The 17,011-nt window shown below is 60.9% G+C and carries 14 protein-coding genes and 2 pseudogenes; 11 read left to right on the top strand and 5 right to left on the bottom strand.

Going from position 1 to position 17,011, the window contains the following annotated elements; all coding sequences use genetic code 11:
• Position 1: 1 nt before the first annotated feature.
• The 5 genes and pseudogenes from ACYQR9_RS20915 to ACYQR9_RS20895 all read left to right on the top strand — a co-directional run.
• Positions 2-160, top strand: a pseudogene (locus tag ACYQR9_RS20915) (IS66 family transposase); the annotation flags it as partial.
• Between the two features lie 1,649 nt (positions 161-1,809).
• Positions 1,810-3,294, top strand: a complete 1,485-nt coding sequence (locus ACYQR9_RS20910) for a methyl-accepting chemotaxis protein (protein WP_461229863.1) — start codon at positions 1,810-1,812, stop codon at positions 3,292-3,294.
• Between the two features lie 71 nt (positions 3,295-3,365).
• Positions 3,366-3,731, top strand: coding sequence for a hypothetical protein (locus ACYQR9_RS20905; RefSeq protein ID WP_461227897.1), 366 nt, complete (start codon positions 3,366-3,368; stop codon positions 3,729-3,731).
• 270 nt (positions 3,732-4,001) lie between these two features.
• Positions 4,002-4,220 (top strand): annotated as a pseudogene (locus ACYQR9_RS20900) (transposase); the annotation flags it as partial.
• Positions 4,142-4,783 carry an IS5 family transposase gene (locus ACYQR9_RS20895; protein WP_461227896.1) on the top strand — a complete coding sequence of 214 codons (642 nt, stop codon included), beginning with the start codon at positions 4,142-4,144 and terminating at the stop codon, positions 4,781-4,783. The pseudogene ACYQR9_RS20900 and the gene ACYQR9_RS20895, both read left to right, overlap by 79 nt.
• Before the next feature lie 387 nt (positions 4,784-5,170).
• Here the strand turns inward: ACYQR9_RS20895 and ACYQR9_RS20890 are convergent, their stop codons facing one another.
• Positions 5,171-5,914 (bottom strand): SDR family NAD(P)-dependent oxidoreductase, encoded by a 744-nt coding sequence (locus tag ACYQR9_RS20890; protein WP_056453582.1) that lies wholly within the window; start codon positions 5,912-5,914, stop codon positions 5,171-5,173.
• A gap of 79 nt (positions 5,915-5,993) precedes the next feature.
• Between ACYQR9_RS20890 and ACYQR9_RS20885 the strand changes: the two genes are divergently transcribed.
• Positions 5,994-6,545, top strand: coding sequence for a TetR/AcrR family transcriptional regulator (locus tag ACYQR9_RS20885; RefSeq protein ID WP_056453584.1), 552 nt, complete (start codon positions 5,994-5,996; stop codon positions 6,543-6,545).
• Positions 6,546-6,887: 342 nt separating this feature from the next.
• Here the strand turns inward: ACYQR9_RS20885 and ACYQR9_RS20880 are convergent, their stop codons facing one another.
• Both ACYQR9_RS20880 and ACYQR9_RS20875 read right to left on the bottom strand, forming a co-directional pair.
• Positions 6,888-10,061: an efflux RND transporter permease subunit gene (locus ACYQR9_RS20880; RefSeq protein ID WP_056453588.1), complete on the bottom strand. Its 3,174-nt coding sequence runs from the start codon at positions 10,059-10,061 to the stop codon at positions 6,888-6,890.
• 58 nt (positions 10,062-10,119) lie between these two features.
• Positions 10,120-11,289 carry an efflux RND transporter periplasmic adaptor subunit gene (locus tag ACYQR9_RS20875; RefSeq protein ID WP_056453591.1) on the bottom strand — a complete coding sequence of 390 codons (1,170 nt, stop codon included), beginning with the start codon at positions 11,287-11,289 and terminating at the stop codon, positions 10,120-10,122.
• Positions 11,290-11,433: 144 nt separating this feature from the next.
• On the opposite strand from ACYQR9_RS20875, the gene ACYQR9_RS20870 reads away from it, so the two are divergent.
• Positions 11,434-11,967 carry a TetR/AcrR family transcriptional regulator gene (locus tag ACYQR9_RS20870; protein ID WP_056453595.1) on the top strand — a complete coding sequence of 178 codons (534 nt, stop codon included), beginning with the start codon at positions 11,434-11,436 and terminating at the stop codon, positions 11,965-11,967.
• 390 nt (positions 11,968-12,357) lie between these two features.
• Here the strand turns inward: ACYQR9_RS20870 and ACYQR9_RS20865 are convergent, their stop codons facing one another.
• Positions 12,358-12,702: an aldo/keto reductase gene (locus ACYQR9_RS20865; RefSeq protein WP_461229862.1), complete on the bottom strand. Its 345-nt coding sequence runs from the start codon at positions 12,700-12,702 to the stop codon at positions 12,358-12,360.
• Here ACYQR9_RS20865 and ACYQR9_RS20860 point away from each other — a divergent pair.
• The 3 genes from ACYQR9_RS20860 to ACYQR9_RS20850 all read left to right on the top strand — a co-directional run bounded on the left by ACYQR9_RS20860 (position 12,583) and on the right by ACYQR9_RS20850 (position 14,744).
• Positions 12,583-12,942, top strand: coding sequence for a nuclear transport factor 2 family protein (locus ACYQR9_RS20860; protein ID WP_461229861.1), 360 nt, complete (start codon positions 12,583-12,585; stop codon positions 12,940-12,942). The genes ACYQR9_RS20865 and ACYQR9_RS20860 overlap by 120 nt on opposite strands.
• Positions 12,943-13,100: 158 nt before the next feature.
• Positions 13,101-13,523, top strand: coding sequence for a VOC family protein (locus ACYQR9_RS20855; protein ID WP_461227895.1), 423 nt, complete (start codon positions 13,101-13,103; stop codon positions 13,521-13,523).
• 492 nt (positions 13,524-14,015) lie between these two features.
• Entirely contained in the window at positions 14,016-14,744 is a 729-nt protein-coding gene (locus tag ACYQR9_RS20850; protein WP_461227894.1) for a Crp/Fnr family transcriptional regulator, read from the top strand.
• Positions 14,745-15,254: 510 nt separating this feature from the next.
• On the opposite strand, the gene ACYQR9_RS20845 is transcribed toward ACYQR9_RS20850, so the two are convergent.
• Positions 15,255-15,743, bottom strand: coding sequence for an Lrp/AsnC family transcriptional regulator (locus ACYQR9_RS20845; RefSeq protein ID WP_461227893.1), 489 nt, complete (start codon positions 15,741-15,743; stop codon positions 15,255-15,257).
• A gap of 74 nt (positions 15,744-15,817) precedes the next feature.
• On the opposite strand from ACYQR9_RS20845, the gene ACYQR9_RS20840 reads away from it, so the two are divergent.
• Positions 15,818-16,807 carry a DMT family transporter gene (locus ACYQR9_RS20840; protein WP_461227892.1) on the top strand — a complete coding sequence of 330 codons (990 nt, stop codon included), beginning with the start codon at positions 15,818-15,820 and terminating at the stop codon, positions 16,805-16,807.
• The last annotated feature ends 204 nt before the right edge of the window (positions 16,808-17,011 follow it).

Raw genomic sequence — 17,011 nt, 5'->3', positions numbered from 1 at the left:
GCGGTTGCTTCGCCCAGCCGTCGCGCAGGGGAAGGTCACCAACGGCTACCGCGCCCTATGGGCCGCTGAAGGCGAGGCCGCCATCCGCACCGTCGTCGACACCTCGCGCCTGACAGGCAGCCACCCCTTCAGCACCGTGTTCAAAACCATCAGTGCCTGAACCCTGCCATCATAGGCCTGGGCGACTAGAAAATGAACACCGGTTACTTTGAGTGCGCCGCATGACACAAGTCTATGCTCGCCATGCAGAGATTCTGCACTGAAAAAAATCACAGATTCGCCCAGATGGTGTGCCCATTAAAGACTTGTACCGCCCATTCGATACTCACTAAAAACGATTATTTTCTATTTTACTTTGTTTCGCTTAATTCAATGATCTGGCACCTCCTCCCGTCGGGCTGTCGTACCAAGCCCCTATAACTTCGGAGGTTCTCCAAGCGGTTTTGCAGACCAGTAAAGGCAGTGAATCAGATAGCCTCAACAAGAATACATCTGGAACAATGTCTGTGTCGAGCATAACCAGGCTCACACCCAGCACTGTTCGGTCACAGACAATGACATGCACCAACGTGTGCTCTGTCAATAAAATGGCCCCGGTCTCGTAACTTGCGAATGATGTATTGGGATAACTAACGGACATTTGGCACCTCTGCTTGGAACGTACCTTATTTATTGTTAAATATTGCATTATTCTACTCAAACTCGACTCGAATTTCGGATGAAAGCAACCCGCAAAGCTATAGCCTATCTGTTACTTGCAGAAAATTACTTCATTTATTGGCTGACTAAAGGAGGGCGAGCTCTGTATTCATATTCGAGCCGATGCGGTGTTTGACAATGAATTCCATCAGTTAGATGGCCTATTGAAGACTCTAGAAGCAAAGGCATATTTAGTTTAAAGATACGAACCTGCCACATGCGCGTTTACTGTTATACCTCTTCAGGTTTGATCAAGATTGTTGCATCCAGGTTAACGCTCGACATATTTTCGCTTGCCGCTCAATTTTTAGGCGAGCTTTTCCCGTGAAAGGCGAAATCGCGATTAAAGGCGGAGGTGTACTAAGGTCAAGCTCGGCTCAATCCATCTCCACCTCATATCTAGGCAACAACCTCGTTCGGACACCTGCAGTCGGCAAGGGACGGTATTCCTTTGACAAGACCGGAAGCTACTGATCGCGCGACTCGTCGGACTTCTAGTACCGTTTCATCCAACACATCGACTTTCCACCCTTGTGAACGTCTCTCGACACAGGCTGCAGCCAATTTTCATTTTCTACTCAACAAGGCGGCTTTGGAGCCGCCTTGTTGAGTAACATGGGATGGGCATGCCAATGACTGCCATTAGCGAAAACTCCAACGAACAGAATAGCACTAAGGCACCGGTAGATAAAACGATGACGGAGATCGGAACCATGGCGAATAGAAGCTGCGTCATCGAAAATGTTTCGTCGGGCTCTAAGCGGAACGTCCTGCTTCAGGGCGATAAGCAAGGGTCCGTCGCCCACTCGGATCACATATTTGGGACGGCCCTCGTCGTTGACCTGAGGACACCACCGCACCGAACACGGCCCCCACAGCGTTCTTCCGCACGACTCAAAGGGTAAACAGTTAGTCCAGGCCGGCGGCTCCAATCCGAATGCCGCACCATAATGCTCTCACCTCAGTTGAGTTCTGGTTGAAATTAAACCTATTTTTAAGGGTTGAGGCGGATGGTGATCATCTGTTGTTCGAGTATTCAGCTAGGGCTGGAGCGTAGTTTGTGGGCACTACGGGCCAACATTGCGCGACAGCTTTCGAAAGTTTTTGTCAATGCTCTTCAGCCGCAACCATCCTTCGACGACCGAAGATAGCGCCAAACTTGCTGCGCTCGAACGGTCTCAGGGAGTGATCGAATTCGATCTCGATGGAACTGTCGTTCGCGCCAACGAGAACTTCCTCACCGTGCTTGGTCTTAGCGCAAAGGAGGTCATTGGGCAGCAGCACCGAGACTTTGTTGAGCCGGCGTTGAGGGACAGTCGCGCATACAAAGAGTTTTGGGAAAAGCTGCGGGCTGGCGAGTTCCAGGCCGGGCAATTCAAGCGTATTGGCAAGGATGGCCGCGAGGTTTGGATCGAGGCGTCCTACAACCCGATTTTTGATCGACGGGGTAAGCCCTACAAGATTATCAAATTCGCCACCGACATTACACGGCAGAAGCGGCTCGATGCGGATCGCGAAGGGCAGATCGAGGCCATTCGAAAGGCTCAGGCTGTCATCGCGTTCGATCTCGATGGCACCATCATTGAGGCCAATGAGAATTTCCTGTCGGTCGTCGGCTACACGCTGCCCGAGATTGTCGGTCAGCGTCACAGGATGTTCGTCGATCCAGCTTTTGCCGGCAGTCCCGCTTACGCTGCGTTCTGGGCCAACCTGCGCCGGGGTGAGTACCAGAAGGGGCAATTCAAGCGCATCGGCAAGGATGGCCGTGAGGTTTGGATTGAAGCGTCCTATAATCCCATCTTTGATGCGAGTGGGCGTCCCTACAAGGTCGTGAAGTTCGCGACCGATATTACAGCGCAGGTCGCCTTGCTGGCTGACCTCAAGCGCCTGATCGAACAGAATTTTGCTGAGATCGACGGTGCTGTTTCGCGCTCCTCGCAGGAGTCGAGGTCTGCTACTCAGGCTGCAGGACGTACAGCCAACAACGTACAAAGCATGGCAGCCGCCTCCGAGGAACTGGCCGCCTCCGTCGATGAAATCTCACACAGCATGAGCAAGGCACGCACTGCAACGGACGATGCGCATGCGCAGGTAGAGGTAGCGGGTGCAGTTACACAGAAGCTCACAGCAGCTGCGACCGCGATGAGCGGCATCGTATCCCTGATCCAGAATATCGCCAGCCAGATCAACCTGCTGGCCCTAAACGCGACCATTGAGGCGGCAAGGGCTGGCGAAGCAGGACGCGGCTTCGCTGTGGTCGCGCAGGAGGTCAAGAGCCTCGCCGTTCAGGCAGCCCGTGCCACGAGCCAAATTTCCAGTGAGATCGATAGCGTACAAGCAGCTTCGGAGCAGGTCACTGGTACGCTCGGAACGATCCAGGGATCGGTCGAGACCATGCGGGACTACGTTGTCAGCACCGCCGCTGCGGTTGAGGAGCAGAGCGTGGTGACACGTGAGATATCACTCAGCATGCAGGAGGCAGCCGAAGCAGTTCGAGCGATTTCACAGAATGTACTGGCGATTTCGGCATCGATCAACGAGGTCTCATACGCTGTCGATACGACAAAGCAGGCCGCTCGTGTTCTTGTTCGTTAAGAGTGCGAGCGGCATTACCCGAGGCTGCATGATCGAACCCCAAGCAGCGCTGGTGGGAGGAGCATGATCTCATGGTGCCTGCGAACGACCTGCTTCCTGGCCCCGACCTCATTAGAATGCGGCGAGCTCTCCAAGCAAGCCTAACGCAACTTATGAATGCGCAAGAGTACCTTGCTGGACAGATCAATGCCTTAACTTCAATTGAGCAACAGGTTAGGCTTTTGGCGCTCCGCGAGAGCAGTCTCTGTCTCGGCGATCATGCAGACACCGAAAAGCTCCATTATCTGCGTGACCTTCAGCAACAAACAAACGCGAACTTTCGTCGCATTCGTGAGAAATACGACATCCTTAGTGCACAAATTTCTAAACTGATGATCCGGCACGAGTGTCTCTATGATGCTACTTTTGATCAAGGCGGACGTGTTCCAACATGTTAGGATAGGCCTGATCTTTTTTGAGGGTCTAGGCTGGGCCGCCAATGGACTATGCGGTGAACACTCTCTCATCCTGCTTCGTGGTTCGCATATCTAACCGAGATTTTACCCATTTATTCGAACGTCACCCGAATATTACGTCCGCTCTGCTCCAAGCCAAACATGCTGAGGGCGTAACGTTTCGCTAGGCGGTGTGGACGGATTAGTGACGGCGGGCTTTCCGAGCGGGCGGATCGATGATTCATAGAGTGTCGGTTTTGGGGAGGCTTGCCCATGCTGACACGGATGACGGACGCGGATTGGACGATCGCCCTGGAGGTGTTCCGCGCGGTTCGCTCGCGACGGGGCGACAAGGGCCGTGACGACCGTAGGTTTCTGGAAGCGCTGCATTATTTCACGGTGCAGAGCGTGACGTGGCGGACACTGCCGGCCGAGTTCGGGAACTGGAATTCGATCTGGAAACGGTTCTGGCGACTGCGCGAGAACGGGACGATCGATGCCTTCTTCGAGGCGCTGGCCGAACTGAGCCCCACCGCCGACTTCGTGCAGATGTTCGACTCGACGGTGGTCCGGGCCCACGTCTCGGCGGCCGGTGCAAAGGGGGGCAGCAGGATCAGGCGCTCGGCCGCTCGCGGGGCGGTTTCTCGACGAAGATCCACCTCAAGACCGACTTTTCCGGCCTGCCCCTCGCCTTCGTCCTGACTGGTGGAGAGGCCGGTGACAGCCCACAGTTCGAAACGCTGCTGGATCTCGGGCCCGACGTAAGGCCCCGCGCCGCCGTCACCGACAAAGGCTACGACAGCAAGCGCAATCGCGCCGCCGCCCGCGTCCGCGGCATCGCTCCGATCATTCCCTGCAAAGCCAACGCCAAGAAGAGACCCGTCTTCTTTCCAAAAGCCCTCTACCGGACCAGGGCGCGCATCGAGCAGACCTTCGGAAAGCTCAAACGCTTCAAACGCATCGCGTTACGCTGCGAGAAGACCAGAGCGAGCTTCGCAGCGTTCGTCTCCCTCGCCCTCGCATTCATCCTCATCAAATCCGTCCACACGACCTAGTGCTCATCAGGCTCCATAGCCGCATCTTGCCGATAGTGTCAGGAGGGGACAACTCCGCCTCGGGGGCGGAGACAGGCGCGGCGGCGACGTCTGCATCACCCCATTGCCGCCTGAAAGCGGACTGGCAGATATCCACCCAAGTCGGTCGAAGAGCGGACGGGCGGATCCCAACCCAATCCGGCTGTTCCGCAGCATTTCCGAGCAGCCCGAAACCGGTCATTCGGGCCGATGCGTCTCTGCCGGTTTCCCATGGTCTTAAAGAGATGCCGGAATAAGCAAATTGGGAATTGATTTTGGAAAAGCGTCACCTGCTTGTGCCGCCCTATCCCGCAGGGGTCCATGCCTTTATTGCTCTACCTTCCAATTTGGAAAGGTTTTCGGCCCTGGTCAGACTGCCGCGACACCGCCGTCCACGAACAACTCATGGCCCGCAACGAAGCTGCTTTCGTCTGATGCCAGGAACAGCACGGCACGAGCAACCTCTTCGAGACGCGCTAAGCGTCCAAGCGGAACACCCTGGACGACCCCTTCTTCAGCACCCGGCGCGTTGTCGAAGAAGCTTCGGATCAAATGCGTCTCGGTAGCCCCGGGCGAGACGACGTTCACGCGGATGCCCCGGTCCTTCAGATCGTTGGTCCAGCTCCGTGCAAACGAGCGGACCGCCGCTTTGCTGGCATTGTAGAGCGACTGGCCCGGATAGGCCTTGGACCCCGCGATCGAGCCGTTGAGGACGATCACGCCTCCCTCCGTCATCAGCGGCAGTGCTTTCTGCACGGTGAAGGCCATACCCTTCACGTTGATGCCAAACGTGACGTCGAAGTCGTTTTCGCTGATGGCTTCGATCGGGATTGGCTGATGAACGCCGGCGTTGGCGAACACGACATCCACCTTGCCGTGGTCGCGTTCGATACGTTCGTAAAGCCTCGCCAGGTCCGTGAGGTTTGTGACGTCGCCCTGCACGCCGATGGCACCATGACCGACCTGGTTGATGGCTTGATCGATCAGCGCCTGTCGCCGCGCGGTGATGTACACGCGCGCTCCCTCCTCGGCGAAGAGCCGTGCGGACGCTAGGCCGATGCCGTCGCTGCCGCCGGTAATCACCACAACCTTGTCTTTGAACCGCTTCACCATCAAATCGACCTTTCAAGTGGAGGATTGCTCCGCATCCTATATGGAGGCATCCTCCACTTGACAAGGGAAAGGTAGAAGTTTGATCCAGCCTGGCTTACGCGTTGATGCAGAACGGAACCGTCAGCGCATCCTCGTCGCAGCAGAAGAACTGTTCCTTGAGCGTGGTGCAGGCGTTTCGCTGGAGGAGGTGGCGAAGCGAGCAGAGGTCGGGATCGGCACGCTTTACCGCCGTTTCCCGACGCGAGAGGCACTGTTGGCAGCCACCAGCAACCAGCGGTTCACGTCGGTTGCGGAGACGAGCCGCGCGCGCGGTGCGGATCATGATCCCGGAGACGCATTGCGCCGGTTTCTCGAAGAACTCGCGACGAATACGACCGTCTATCGAAACCTTGCCGCATCGCTGGGGACCGTCATCCAGCATGGGACACCCGGCTGCAATGCGATCACAGCAGAAGGGCAGAGACTGTTACGGCAGGCTCAGGAAGCCGGTGTCGTTCGAGAGGACGCTAGCTTCGACGATATCATCTTCGTCATCAGCGCGGTGGCCATCGCGGTTGAGAATGACGAAGCATCGGCGTCGCGGGTCGCTCACTTGGTAGATCTACTTTTCAGCGGCGTGCACGTGCGGTGACGAGGCAGACAGGCATCTGTCCGGTTGTCGCACTCCCCACGGCCTCGTCACAGGCGTTTGCCTTCTCGATTTTCGATCGTTTTCGGGAAAGCGACACCAACCATCAGAGGCAGCTACGACATATCTCACGCTTGAAGCGATCGGACCGCCTCCCACCCAACCCAGTCGTAGAGCTGACGGACGAGTCTCGACCGAACCCGGTCAATACTCCTTCGTCGGGACTGGCCGGAAAGCAGTCGGTCGTTGTGCTGAGCGTTCTGGTTTGTAACCGAGCTGCTTGGGGAGCGCGAAAGGTAGGGTTTGATGATAGCCGGAGGCAAACCTTCGGCAATCCACCAGTCGTCATCGAACACCGCGCCTCATATCGATGTCCGAGGGCAAGCTCATCGTTTCATCGGCGGCACCCGAAAACGTGGCTCTTGGCCTGCCGCGGAAGGCAGAGGCAATCAGTACGTAGAACAGCGGGGTCACGAACACGGCCAGCACGGTCGCCGTGATCATGCCGCCAAGCACGCCGGTGCCGATCGCCCGCTGGCTGTTCATGCTCGCGCCCGTTGCGACGGCCAGCGGTACCACGCCGAGGATGAAGGCGAACGACGTCATGACGATGGGCCGGAAGCGCAGCTCACAGGCTTCGAGGGCCGCCTCGCGCACCGGTCGTCCCTGTGCCACGAGCTCCTTGGCGACCTCAATGATCAGGATGGCGTTCTTCGCCGTCAAACCGATCACCGTGATCAGGCCGACCTTGAAGTAGACGTCGTTCGGCATGTCGCGCAGCAGCATGGCGAAGACAGCGCCTACCACGCCGGTCGGTACCACGAGCAGGACGGCGAGCGGGATCGACCAGCTCTCGTAGAGCGCGGCGAGGCAGAGGAAGACACAGAACAACGCCAGAGCGAGCAGGTACACCGCCTGAGAGCCGGAGAGCTTCTCCTGCAGGGATTGCCCAGTCCAGGCATAGTCGAAACCTGCAGGTAGCTGCCCGGCAAGGCGTTCCATCTCGGCCATTGCATCGCCGCTGGCGAAGCCGGGGGCGGCGCTGCCCGAGATCTTGATGCTCGGGTAGCCGTTGAACCCGACCACCTGCGCAGGGCCCATGGTCCATGAGACATGAGCGAAGGATTGCAGCGGCACCATTTGGCCCTTCGCGTTGCGGACATGCAAGTCGAGCAGATCCTCGGCCTTCATCCGACGCCCGGCCTCCGCCTGTACGATCACCCGCTGCATGCGGGCCTGGTTCGGGAAGTCGTTGACGTAGGCTGAGCCGAGGCTTGTCGAGAGTGCGTCGTTGATGTCGGCGAAGGTGACGCCGAGCGCGTTCGCCTTCTGTCGGTCGAGGGAAAGCTCGATCTGCGGCGCGGTGGGCAGTCCCTCGACGTAGACGCCCGAAAGGACCGGGCTCTGGCTCGCTGCCTTCAGTAATTGGTCACGCGCGGCCGCTAGCGCGGCATAACCCTGCTGCGCCTTGTCCTGCAGGCGAAACGCGAAACCGCTCGAATTGCCGAGGGCCTCAATGGCCGGCGGTGACAGCGCCATGGCGATGGCGTCGGGCAGGCCGCCGAGTACCGAGTTGGCGCGGGCGCTGATCGCCTCGGCGCCGTCCTTCGTTCTGCGTTCCTTCCAATCCTTCAAAGTCACGAAGGCGATGGCGGCGTTCTGGCCCTGGCCCGAAAAGCCGTAGCCCAGCAGCGTGACGCGCGCGGCCACGGCTGGTTCGGCTTCGAAGTGCTCCTCAATGCGCTCGGCCACGTCGAGCGTGCGGCCGGTGGCCGATTCCGGCGGCGTCTGCGCGTCGACGATGACGTAACCTTGGTCCTCGATGGGCAGGAAGCTCGACGGCATGCGCACGTAGCCCCAGCCGAGCGCCGCGACCAGCGCCGCGTAGACGAGGAGCGACCGCACCGGCCGTCGCAGCATCCCGGCGACGCCAGCTCGGTAGGCGAGCGTGCCTGAGTGGAAGCGGCGATTGAACCAGCCGAAGAATCCGCCCTTATTGGCGTGGCCATGGCCGGCCTCGACGGGCTTCAGCAGGGTCGCACATAGAGCAGGCGTGAGCGACAGGGCCAGGAAGGCTGAGAAGGCAATGGAGGTCGCCATGCTGACCGCGAACTGCCGGTAGATTACACCGACGGAGCCGGGAAAGAAGGCGAGTGGCACGAACACGGCGATCAGCACGGACGTGATGCCGACGATGGCTCCGGTGATCTGCCCCATCGCCTTGCCAGTGGCCTCCTTTGGGGAGAGGCCTTCCTCGCTCATGATACGCTCGACATTCTCGACAACCACAATGGCGTCGTCGACCAGGATGCCGATGGCCAGGACCATGCCGAACATCGTGAGGACGTTTATGGAGAAGCCGGCCACCAGCAGCGCGCCGCAGGTGCCCAGTAGCGCCACCGGCACCACGATGGTCGGGATGACGGTGTAGCGCACGTTCTGGAGGAACAGGAACATCACCGCGAAGACGAGCGCCATCGCCTCGGCGAGGGTCATCAGCACCTTCCTGATCGACACTTCCACGAACGGCGTGGTGTCGTAAGGTACCGTGACGCTGACATTCGCAGGCAGCGTGCGCTGGAGCTGGGCGATCTTGTCCTTTACGCCGGTCGCGGCGGCGAGCGCGTTGCCGCCGGGCGCGAGCTGGATGCCGATGCCGGCGGCCGGGTGACCGTCGAGGCGGGTCTGCATCGTGTAGGACTGGCCAGCGAGCTCGACCTCGGCCACGTCGCGCAGGCGCACGAGCGAGCCATCCGTATTGGCGCGCAGAACGATCTCCTCGAACTCGGCGACGGTCGTCAGCTGCCCCTTCACCAGCACACTGGCGGCGATGCGCTGACCCTGTTTGGCGGGCTGGGCGCCGACGAGGCCGGAGGCCACCTGGGCGTTCTGTACGCCCACTGCCGCGGTCACATCGCCGGGCGTCAGGTTCAACCCCACGAGCTTCATCGGGTCGATCCAGATGCGCAGCGCCTTCTCGGACGAGAACAGGATGGCGCGCCCGACGCCCGGCACGCGACGGAGTTCGCCCAGGATGCGCCGGGCGGCGAGATCGCCGAGGTCGCTCTCGCTCAGGGTGCTGTCGCGCGAGCTCACGACAACGAACTGGAGGAAGCTGGTGCTGGCCTCCTCGACGATGACGCCCTGTTGCGTCACAGCCCGCGGCAGGCGCGCCTCGATCCGCTTGATCCGGTTCTGGACCGCGACTGTGGCCTTCGATGGGTCGGAACCCGGCGCGAAGGAAGCCATGATCTGCGCCTGGCCCGAGGTGTCGCTGGTGGACTCGAAATACATCAGTCCCGGGATGCCGTTGAGCTCCTCCTCGATGATACGGGTTACGCCGTCGTAGAGACGCTCGGGCGGGGCACCCGGGTAGACGGCGGTGACCTGGATCGTAACGGGGGCCACGTCCGGGTACTGCGAGACCGGAAGGAAGGCGATGGAGATCGCGCCCACCAGCATGATGAAGATGGAGATCGCCCAGGCGAAGATCGGGCGCTCGATGAAGAAGCGGGTCATGGGAATGCGCCTGCACGAGCGGAATACCGGAATGGCACCGCAGCTGTCGGGACGGGGATCAGGATTTCCGGGATGCCTCGGCTGACCAGGTGCCCTTCCAAGGGACAGGGTTCACCGGCATCCCGGGCTGAATCTTCTGGAAGCCTTCGACGACGACGATCTCGCCGGCCTTCAGGCCATCCTCAATCGTCCAACCCGCATCCGTCAGGGCGCCGGTGCGGAGCGGCCGCAGCGCGGTCTTCCCGCTCACCACGACGTAAGCTTGCGCTTCCCCGGCGCTGCTGCGCTGGATGGCCTGAGCGGGGACGACGACCGCGCCGGGAATCGTTCCCTGCCGAACTTGGATGCGGACATAGGTGCCCGGCAGCAGGGCGACCCGGGGGTTCGGGAAGGTGGCACGCAGACTGACCTGACCGGTGCCCGGGTCGACGCTGACGTCGGTGAACAGGAGCCGGCCGGCATCGGCGTGCAGAGACCCATTGGGAAGGACGAGCCTCACCTCCGTGGCCTCCGTCCCGCCTGCTCGTTCGACGAGCAGGCTCGGGTCCGAGGCGGTCGCGTTGAAGTCGGCGTAGATGGGATCGACCTGCTGAATGAGCGCGAGCTTGGTCACTTCGGCCTGGCCGACCAGTGCACCCTCGGTCACCAGGGCCCGCCCGATGCGGCCGCCAATGGGGGCACGCACGGTAGCGTAGTCCAGGTCGATCCTAGCGCGCGCAAGTTGGGCCTTCGCGCTCGCGACGTCCGCCTCGGCTTGGCGCAAGGTTGCAATGGCGATGTCGTGCTGGGCGGTGCTGGCGGCCTGCTTCTCCAGAAGGGTCTCGGTGCGCTCCGACTGGCGCAAGGCCTGGGTACGGGTGGCCTCCGCGCGCGCCACGGCCGCCGTTCGGACATCGACTTCGGCCTTGTAGACGGCCGGGTCGATCCGGAAGAGGACGTCCCCTTTCCTGACAAGGCTACCCTCCTCGAAGGTGCGCTGCTGGATGATGCCGGAGACCTGGGCCCTGACCTCGGCCACCCGCGTCGATACCAAGCGCCCCGGCAGGTCGAGGGTGCGCGGCACCGTGGCCGTCGCCGCTACGACGGTCGAGACATCCATGGACGACATCTCGGCGGCAGGTGCGGCCGGATTGCTCGCCTCCGGCTTGCAGCCGGTTAGGGTCATCGCCATGAGGAAAGGCAAGACGAGCCGGACGATGACCGGACGCCGATGATCAGGCCGTCTCATGTTGTGGCATACCTCAGTAGGAACGGGTCGTGGATGGCGTCGGATCGCACTCGGAGTGGTCATGCGGTTCCGCGACTTCCTGCTTGGCATCGCACACCGCCTCATTTAAATCCATACGTATGGAATGAAAAAGGAGATGCCTGAATGGGTCGCGCAAGGACCATCGACCGCGACCGGGTATTGGACGTCGCGGAGCAGATCGTCAGCCGGGACGGGGCCACGGCCTTGACCTTCGATGCCGTGGCGAAAGCCTCGGGCATCACCAAGGGGGGAGTACAATACTGCTTCGGCACCAAGGACGATCTGATCGCCGCTATGGTTGAGCGCTGGTTGGCAAGATTTGACGCCGAGGTCGCACGGAGCACCCCGCCGGATGCCGACAACGTCGCGCGCGCGCGCGGTTACGTCGTGGCATCCAAGCGGATCGACGAAGCTACCCAGACCAAGATGGCCGGGATGCTCGTGACGCTGCTGCAGTCGCCCGGGTACCTGCACCGCGCCCGCACTTGGTACGCGGAATGGATTGGTATGTTCGACGCTGGCTCCGCGTCCGAGCGTCGCGCGAGGACGGCCTTTCTCGCCGCAGAGGGTGCTTTCTACCTCCGTAGCCTCAACCTCATCGAATTGGACCAAGCCGGGTGGGATGACGTCTTCGACGACATACTCAAGCTCGTCTGAGCGGCATCCTCGAAGCTCGACGCGTCAGACTTTCTTTGCCGAACACACCTTCGCGACGCTCCGGCTCAGATTGCGAACGGAAAGGGGGCTGGAATGCAGTGTCCTGTCGTACCGGATGGTCTACTTTGATCGGAGCATCGCCCAAGAACGGACAGACAGAAATCGACCCAAGTCGGTCGTACAGGCCGGCGCGAGCGCACCTCAGTAGCAGCCTCTCGCTCGGCTTTGGGGATCGTCCGGCTCAACAATCCCGTGCTCCAATTCGTGCAGCCAGGTAAGACGTGGCCGAGCGCAGCATGAAGGGTACGAGACCATCCATGCTGCGTGTCGTCTCACGAGGGCGTGACTGTCGACCTCACGCGCGTCGGCGCGTCAGTCCGGCGGCCCCGCTCAGGCGACGTGCGCCGGATCGCCGATTGACCAGGCCAGGCCATCGCCACGATCCATCTCGCGGATCGTCGCCATGTCCGCGTCGTTGATGCGGAAGCCGTCAAGGTCGAGGTTCTGGCGCATGCGCTCGGGGTTGAGGCTCTTGGGCAGGACGGCATACCCGTTCTGGATGCCCCAACGCAGGAGAAGCTGGGCTTCCGACACGCCGTACTTGGCGGCCATCGTCTGGAAGACCGCATCCGGCTCCCGCATCGCATCGGTCTTGGCGCTGTCCTGTCCCGGCTCGATGCGCCAGGTGGAGAGGGGGGCGAGGCTGCTGTAGGCGACACGCCGCGCACTTGGCACTCGGTCTCGAACGTCATCGTCGAGGTCGGGTCCGAGACGGCCGCCAGCTCGATTTGCTACTTCACGGTCCACCAGGAGCTGCCGGGTCTTCCGCTGCAGCCGATCGTAACCGGACGGTACATCGACAGCTTCGAGCGTCACGACGGCACATGGCGCTTCGTGTTGCGCGAAGTCGAGGGCCGTCTGTTCGGCGACGTTAGCAAGCATGTGGCTGCCCCGGCCGAAGCTACCGCAGGGTGATGCCGTCATAACGGACAAACGATAGGCGCCGGTGACCGACGCGAACAAGGGCCTCGGGCTCGCCATTTCGAAGGGGCTTGCCCAAGCGGGTCTGTCGGTCCGGATGGGCGCCCGCGACCGCAGATCCCGATTTTAGTTTCCAACACGGAGTGCAGGCGATGATGAATGGGGAGGTCGGTTCGACCGGCGGCGCAATCCTGGATCATATCGAGTTCGCGGTTGCGGACGCAGAGCGGTCGCGGCGCTTCTACGAAGGAGCGCTCCGCCCATTTGGCATGGCCGTCATCATCCGTGTGGGTCCCGAGCGATCACGCACGGGTGGCGTACGGTACGGCATAGGACGGGACGGATATCCCAGTATCTGGTTCCATGATGGAAAGGCGCCAGGTACGCCTATTCACCTTGCGCTTGCGACAACCGGCCGAGACGTTGTGGATGCTTTTCACCATAGTGCACTCGCGGCCGGAGGGACTGATAACGGCGCTCCTGGTATTCGCGAACGTTACCACCCGAACTACTACGCTGCCTTTGTTTTTGACCCTGATGGAAACAACATCGAAGCGATTTGTCAGTCCTGTTGATGGGATACGATCGGGGCAGGTCCGCTTCATGATTAGGACGGCCAGAAGCAGACGAGTAGCCTTTCCTAGTTACGTTCCTTGGCCCTCGGTCTGTCGTCAAAATGACCGTTTTCCCGTCACCCAGAATCAGCTGCTATCGCCACAACGTTGCCGTTAAAGCCAACTTACGCTGTACTCAAAGGCCCGCCATCGCGGGTAATGCCATTATGAAAGCTGCGTGCACGCACGTGGGCTGAGTATGCCAGATTGTCTGCAGTGCAACAGAGGCAGCAAAGTCTCGTTGTGGAACATGTAAGGTGTCAGTTCAGTTTTTACGTTGGATCGCACACCTCTAATAAGTTCCACAGGCCGCAACTTGAGGATGCAAGTACGGCAGATTCATTTAGGGAAAACGGTCCTTTGTATTGATTTGACGCACTTACAAATGTGTCGTTCATTCGGTTGCGGAAATCTGAAGCCATAAGAGGCTTTGTGTATCCGAAGGAGACGACAATGCCGTTTGGCACCCGTCCGCTGAACCCCTTGATCCACAAAATCGAAAGCTTCGTTCGCCTCTCCGAGGCCGAGCGAACGTTCTTGCAGGAGATCGGTACATCCAGCCGGAATGTCGAGCCTCGAAAAGCGCTCATAGAGGAAGGCGAGGAACCGCCCGGCGCTTTTTTGATCCTGGAAGGCTTGGCCTATCGCTACAAGCAGCGGAAGAATGGGCGGCGCCAAATCACAGGGCTCCTGATCCCAGGTGACCTGAGCAATCTCAATACTCCTCTACTACACAGGATGAACTACTCCATTGGCACGTTCTCCGCCTGCCGCGTCGTATGGCTGACCCCTGAAACGATGGAGCAATTACAGCAGCATCAGAACATCGCTCACGGTCTGCGCATGGGCGCCCTTGTGGATGAGGCGATGCTACACGAATGGCTACTAAACGTTGGAGGCCGCACGTCTATTGAGCGCTTGGCGCATCTCCTCTGCGAATTGTACCTTCGCTATCAGACTGTCGGATGGGCCCGCGGACAGAGCTATGAGCTGCCTCTGAAACAAGCTGATCTGGCGGACCTCACCGGCCTATCAAACGTGCACGTCAATCGCACGCTGCAGGAACTCCGGCGCAGACGGCTGATCGAATTGAAGAATCGCCGTCTGACCATCCTGGACTGGGCGGGCCTGAAAGCTCTGGCCGAGTTCGACGCCAACTACCTGCACCTGCGAGAAGGTTAGAAACGGCTCTGCTTCCGACGATCTGTCGTTGCGCCTGAGCAGTGCCCAGCCAGACAACCGATTCGCCTTTGAGAGCGGCGGCCTCACGTCGGTTCGGCTCAAACGCTCGGAGTCCCGCTTCCATAACCCTCACCAAAAACCGAGCGACGCTTCGCCGTAGGTAAACCGACGGTATTTCCGGCACCGAGTGTCTGTCGGCGTCAGCCCTACCGCTTCGTGAAGCGGACCGGCGAGTGTCGACCCTGAGAAGCCATCCGACGGGTCATCAGCTAACGGCTGCTGACGGAGGCATAGCGGACCTCCGAGGGAACCAGTCAGTGGCGCTGGGGAGGCTTAGCTGTTCCGATAGGTTCGTGGGCTTTAAGGGAGGAGGCGTTCCAGAAGACAGAGCCACTCATTTGGAATGGGCTGGGCGAGGGGCTGGAACGTTCCACAGAGGCAAGGTCTGTTGGAACGCCGCAACCTCTGCTCCAGATGGAGAGCTGCCTCGGTTCACAGGGGCTCAGCCGATCAGGCCACGGCGAGCGCCGTGCCGGCCTTCACCCGGTCCAGAGCGATGTTGGTGCGGTAGTAGTCGACAAGCTCGTTCTCGGCGAACAGGCTGCGTGTCAGCGCCTCGTAGCTGCGCATGTCGCGGCAGATGATGACCATGACGAAGCTGATGCCGCCCGTCACGTAGTAGCACTGCTGCACCTCGGGTGTGGCGCGGAATAGCGCCTTCGCCGCGTCCACGGTGGCGGCCCGCTCATCGCGCAGGCGCACCTCGACCAGAGCGGTGATCGCCAAAGATAGCGCCTCAGGCTCGACGACGGCGACGTTCTGGCCGATGACGCCGGCCGCCTCCATGACCGTGATCCGCCGCTGCACAGCCGCCGGCGACAGGTTCACCGCCTCGGCGATGACGCGCTGTGGTGTCTTGTTGTTCTGCTGAACAATGCGGAGGATCGCCAAATCGAACGCGTCGAGCGCTCGCGGGGGAATGTTGCGCGGCAGGGTCATCCGGCGAGTGGATGTCTCGTTTCGGCCGTCAATCAAGAGCCCTCGTCTCAACGGCGTGATGATATCACTTGCTCATGCGGATGACGATGACCATCGCGCCGGGCGGCAACACGACGCTGGCCGGCATCTTGTGTGGCCTGGGCGCCGGGGCCCTATGGGGGCTCGTCTTCCTCGCTCCGGAACTGGTGAGCGGCTTCCAACCGCTGGAACTGACGGTCGGGCGCTATCTAGCCTACGGCCTCATCTCTGCCTGCCTGATCGCGCCTCGGCTGCGCAGGCTCCTGCCCCGGATCGGCCGGCGGGAGTGGCTGAACCTCGCTTGGCTCTCGCTCGCTGGCAACACGATCTACTACATCCTTCTGTCCCTGGCGGTGCAGACCGGCGGCATCGCCCTGACGGCGCTGGTCATCGGCTTCCTGCCGGTGGTGGTCACGCTCATCGGCAGCCGGGATCGCGATGCGGTGCCACTTCGCAGGCTCGCACCCTCGCTTCTGCTCTGCGTCGGGGGGGCGCTCTGCATCGGCTGGCAGGCAGTCGCCGCGCCCGCCTCCGGCTCGCTGGCGGCCCAGGTCATGGGACTTGCCTGCGCGCTGGGGGCGCTCATCTCATGGACCTGCTACGTGGTGAGCAACAGCCGCTGCCTGCGCCGCCTTGGCGACGTCTCCGTGCACGACTGGAACCTGCTGACCGGCCTCGTCACCGGTGCTCAGGCGGTGGCGCTGGTCCCGGTCGCGCTCCTGTCCGCGACGGTGCAGCATGGCGTCGCCGAGTGGGCGTGGTTTGCCGGCGTTTCAGTCGGGGTGGCGGTGCTCGCCTCCCTGGCCGGCAACGCGCTCTGGAACCGGATGAGCCGGCTGCTTCCCCTGACGCTGGTGGGGCAGATGATCCTGTTCGAGACCCTTTTCGCGTTGCTTTACGGGTTCGCATGGGAGCGCCGCCTGCCGCAGCCGTTGGAGGTAGCGGCCTTCGTCCTCGTGGCGGTGAGCGTGGTCACCTGCATCGCCGCGCACCGGAAGCGACCGCGATCCTCGCAGGGCGAGGTCGCTGTGGCAGTTCCTATTTGAGGCCGCAACAGGCCTGAAACTTCCATAACACCAAGCCGGCGAACATCTGCTTTTGGGGGCAATGCAGTCCGTCATGATCGCCGGGCTGAATGCCTGCTCTCCACCCTTCCTGGTCATAGAGCGGACCACCGGGACCCGACCCAATGTCGCAGTAAATTTCGGATCCAACCTCTTCCGAAAGCAGTCGTTGGGTGACGTTTTCGA

Source organism: Methylobacterium sp. CM6241, from assembly GCF_054817845.1.
The sequence above is the reverse complement of the archived record's forward strand: the minus strand, read 5'-3'. Positions and strand labels throughout refer to the sequence as shown.

Coding starts and splice junctions, on each gene's coding strand:
- ACYQR9_RS20875 (WP_056453591.1), bottom strand. CDS start 11,289: ATGAGACGGCCTGATCATCGGCGTCCGGTCATCGTCCGGCTCGTCTTG.
- ACYQR9_RS20845 (WP_461227893.1), bottom strand. CDS start 15,743: ATGACCCTGCCGCGCAACATTCCCCCGCGAGCGCTCGACGCGTTCGAT.
- ACYQR9_RS20870 (WP_056453595.1), top strand. CDS start 11,434: ATGGGTCGCGCAAGGACCATCGACCGCGACCGGGTATTGGACGTCGCG.
- ACYQR9_RS20890 (WP_056453582.1), bottom strand. CDS start 5,914: ATGGTGAAGCGGTTCAAAGACAAGGTTGTGGTGATTACCGGCGGCAGC.
- ACYQR9_RS20880 (WP_056453588.1), bottom strand. CDS start 10,061: ATGACCCGCTTCTTCATCGAGCGCCCGATCTTCGCCTGGGCGATCTCC.
- ACYQR9_RS20910 (WP_461229863.1), top strand. CDS start 1,810: ATGCTCTTCAGCCGCAACCATCCTTCGACGACCGAAGATAGCGCCAAA.
- ACYQR9_RS20905 (WP_461227897.1), top strand. CDS start 3,366: ATGGTGCCTGCGAACGACCTGCTTCCTGGCCCCGACCTCATTAGAATG.
- ACYQR9_RS20840 (WP_461227892.1), top strand. CDS start 15,818: ATGCGGATGACGATGACCATCGCGCCGGGCGGCAACACGACGCTGGCC.
- ACYQR9_RS20855 (WP_461227895.1), top strand. CDS start 13,101: ATGATGAATGGGGAGGTCGGTTCGACCGGCGGCGCAATCCTGGATCAT.
- ACYQR9_RS20850 (WP_461227894.1), top strand. CDS start 14,016: ATGCCGTTTGGCACCCGTCCGCTGAACCCCTTGATCCACAAAATCGAA.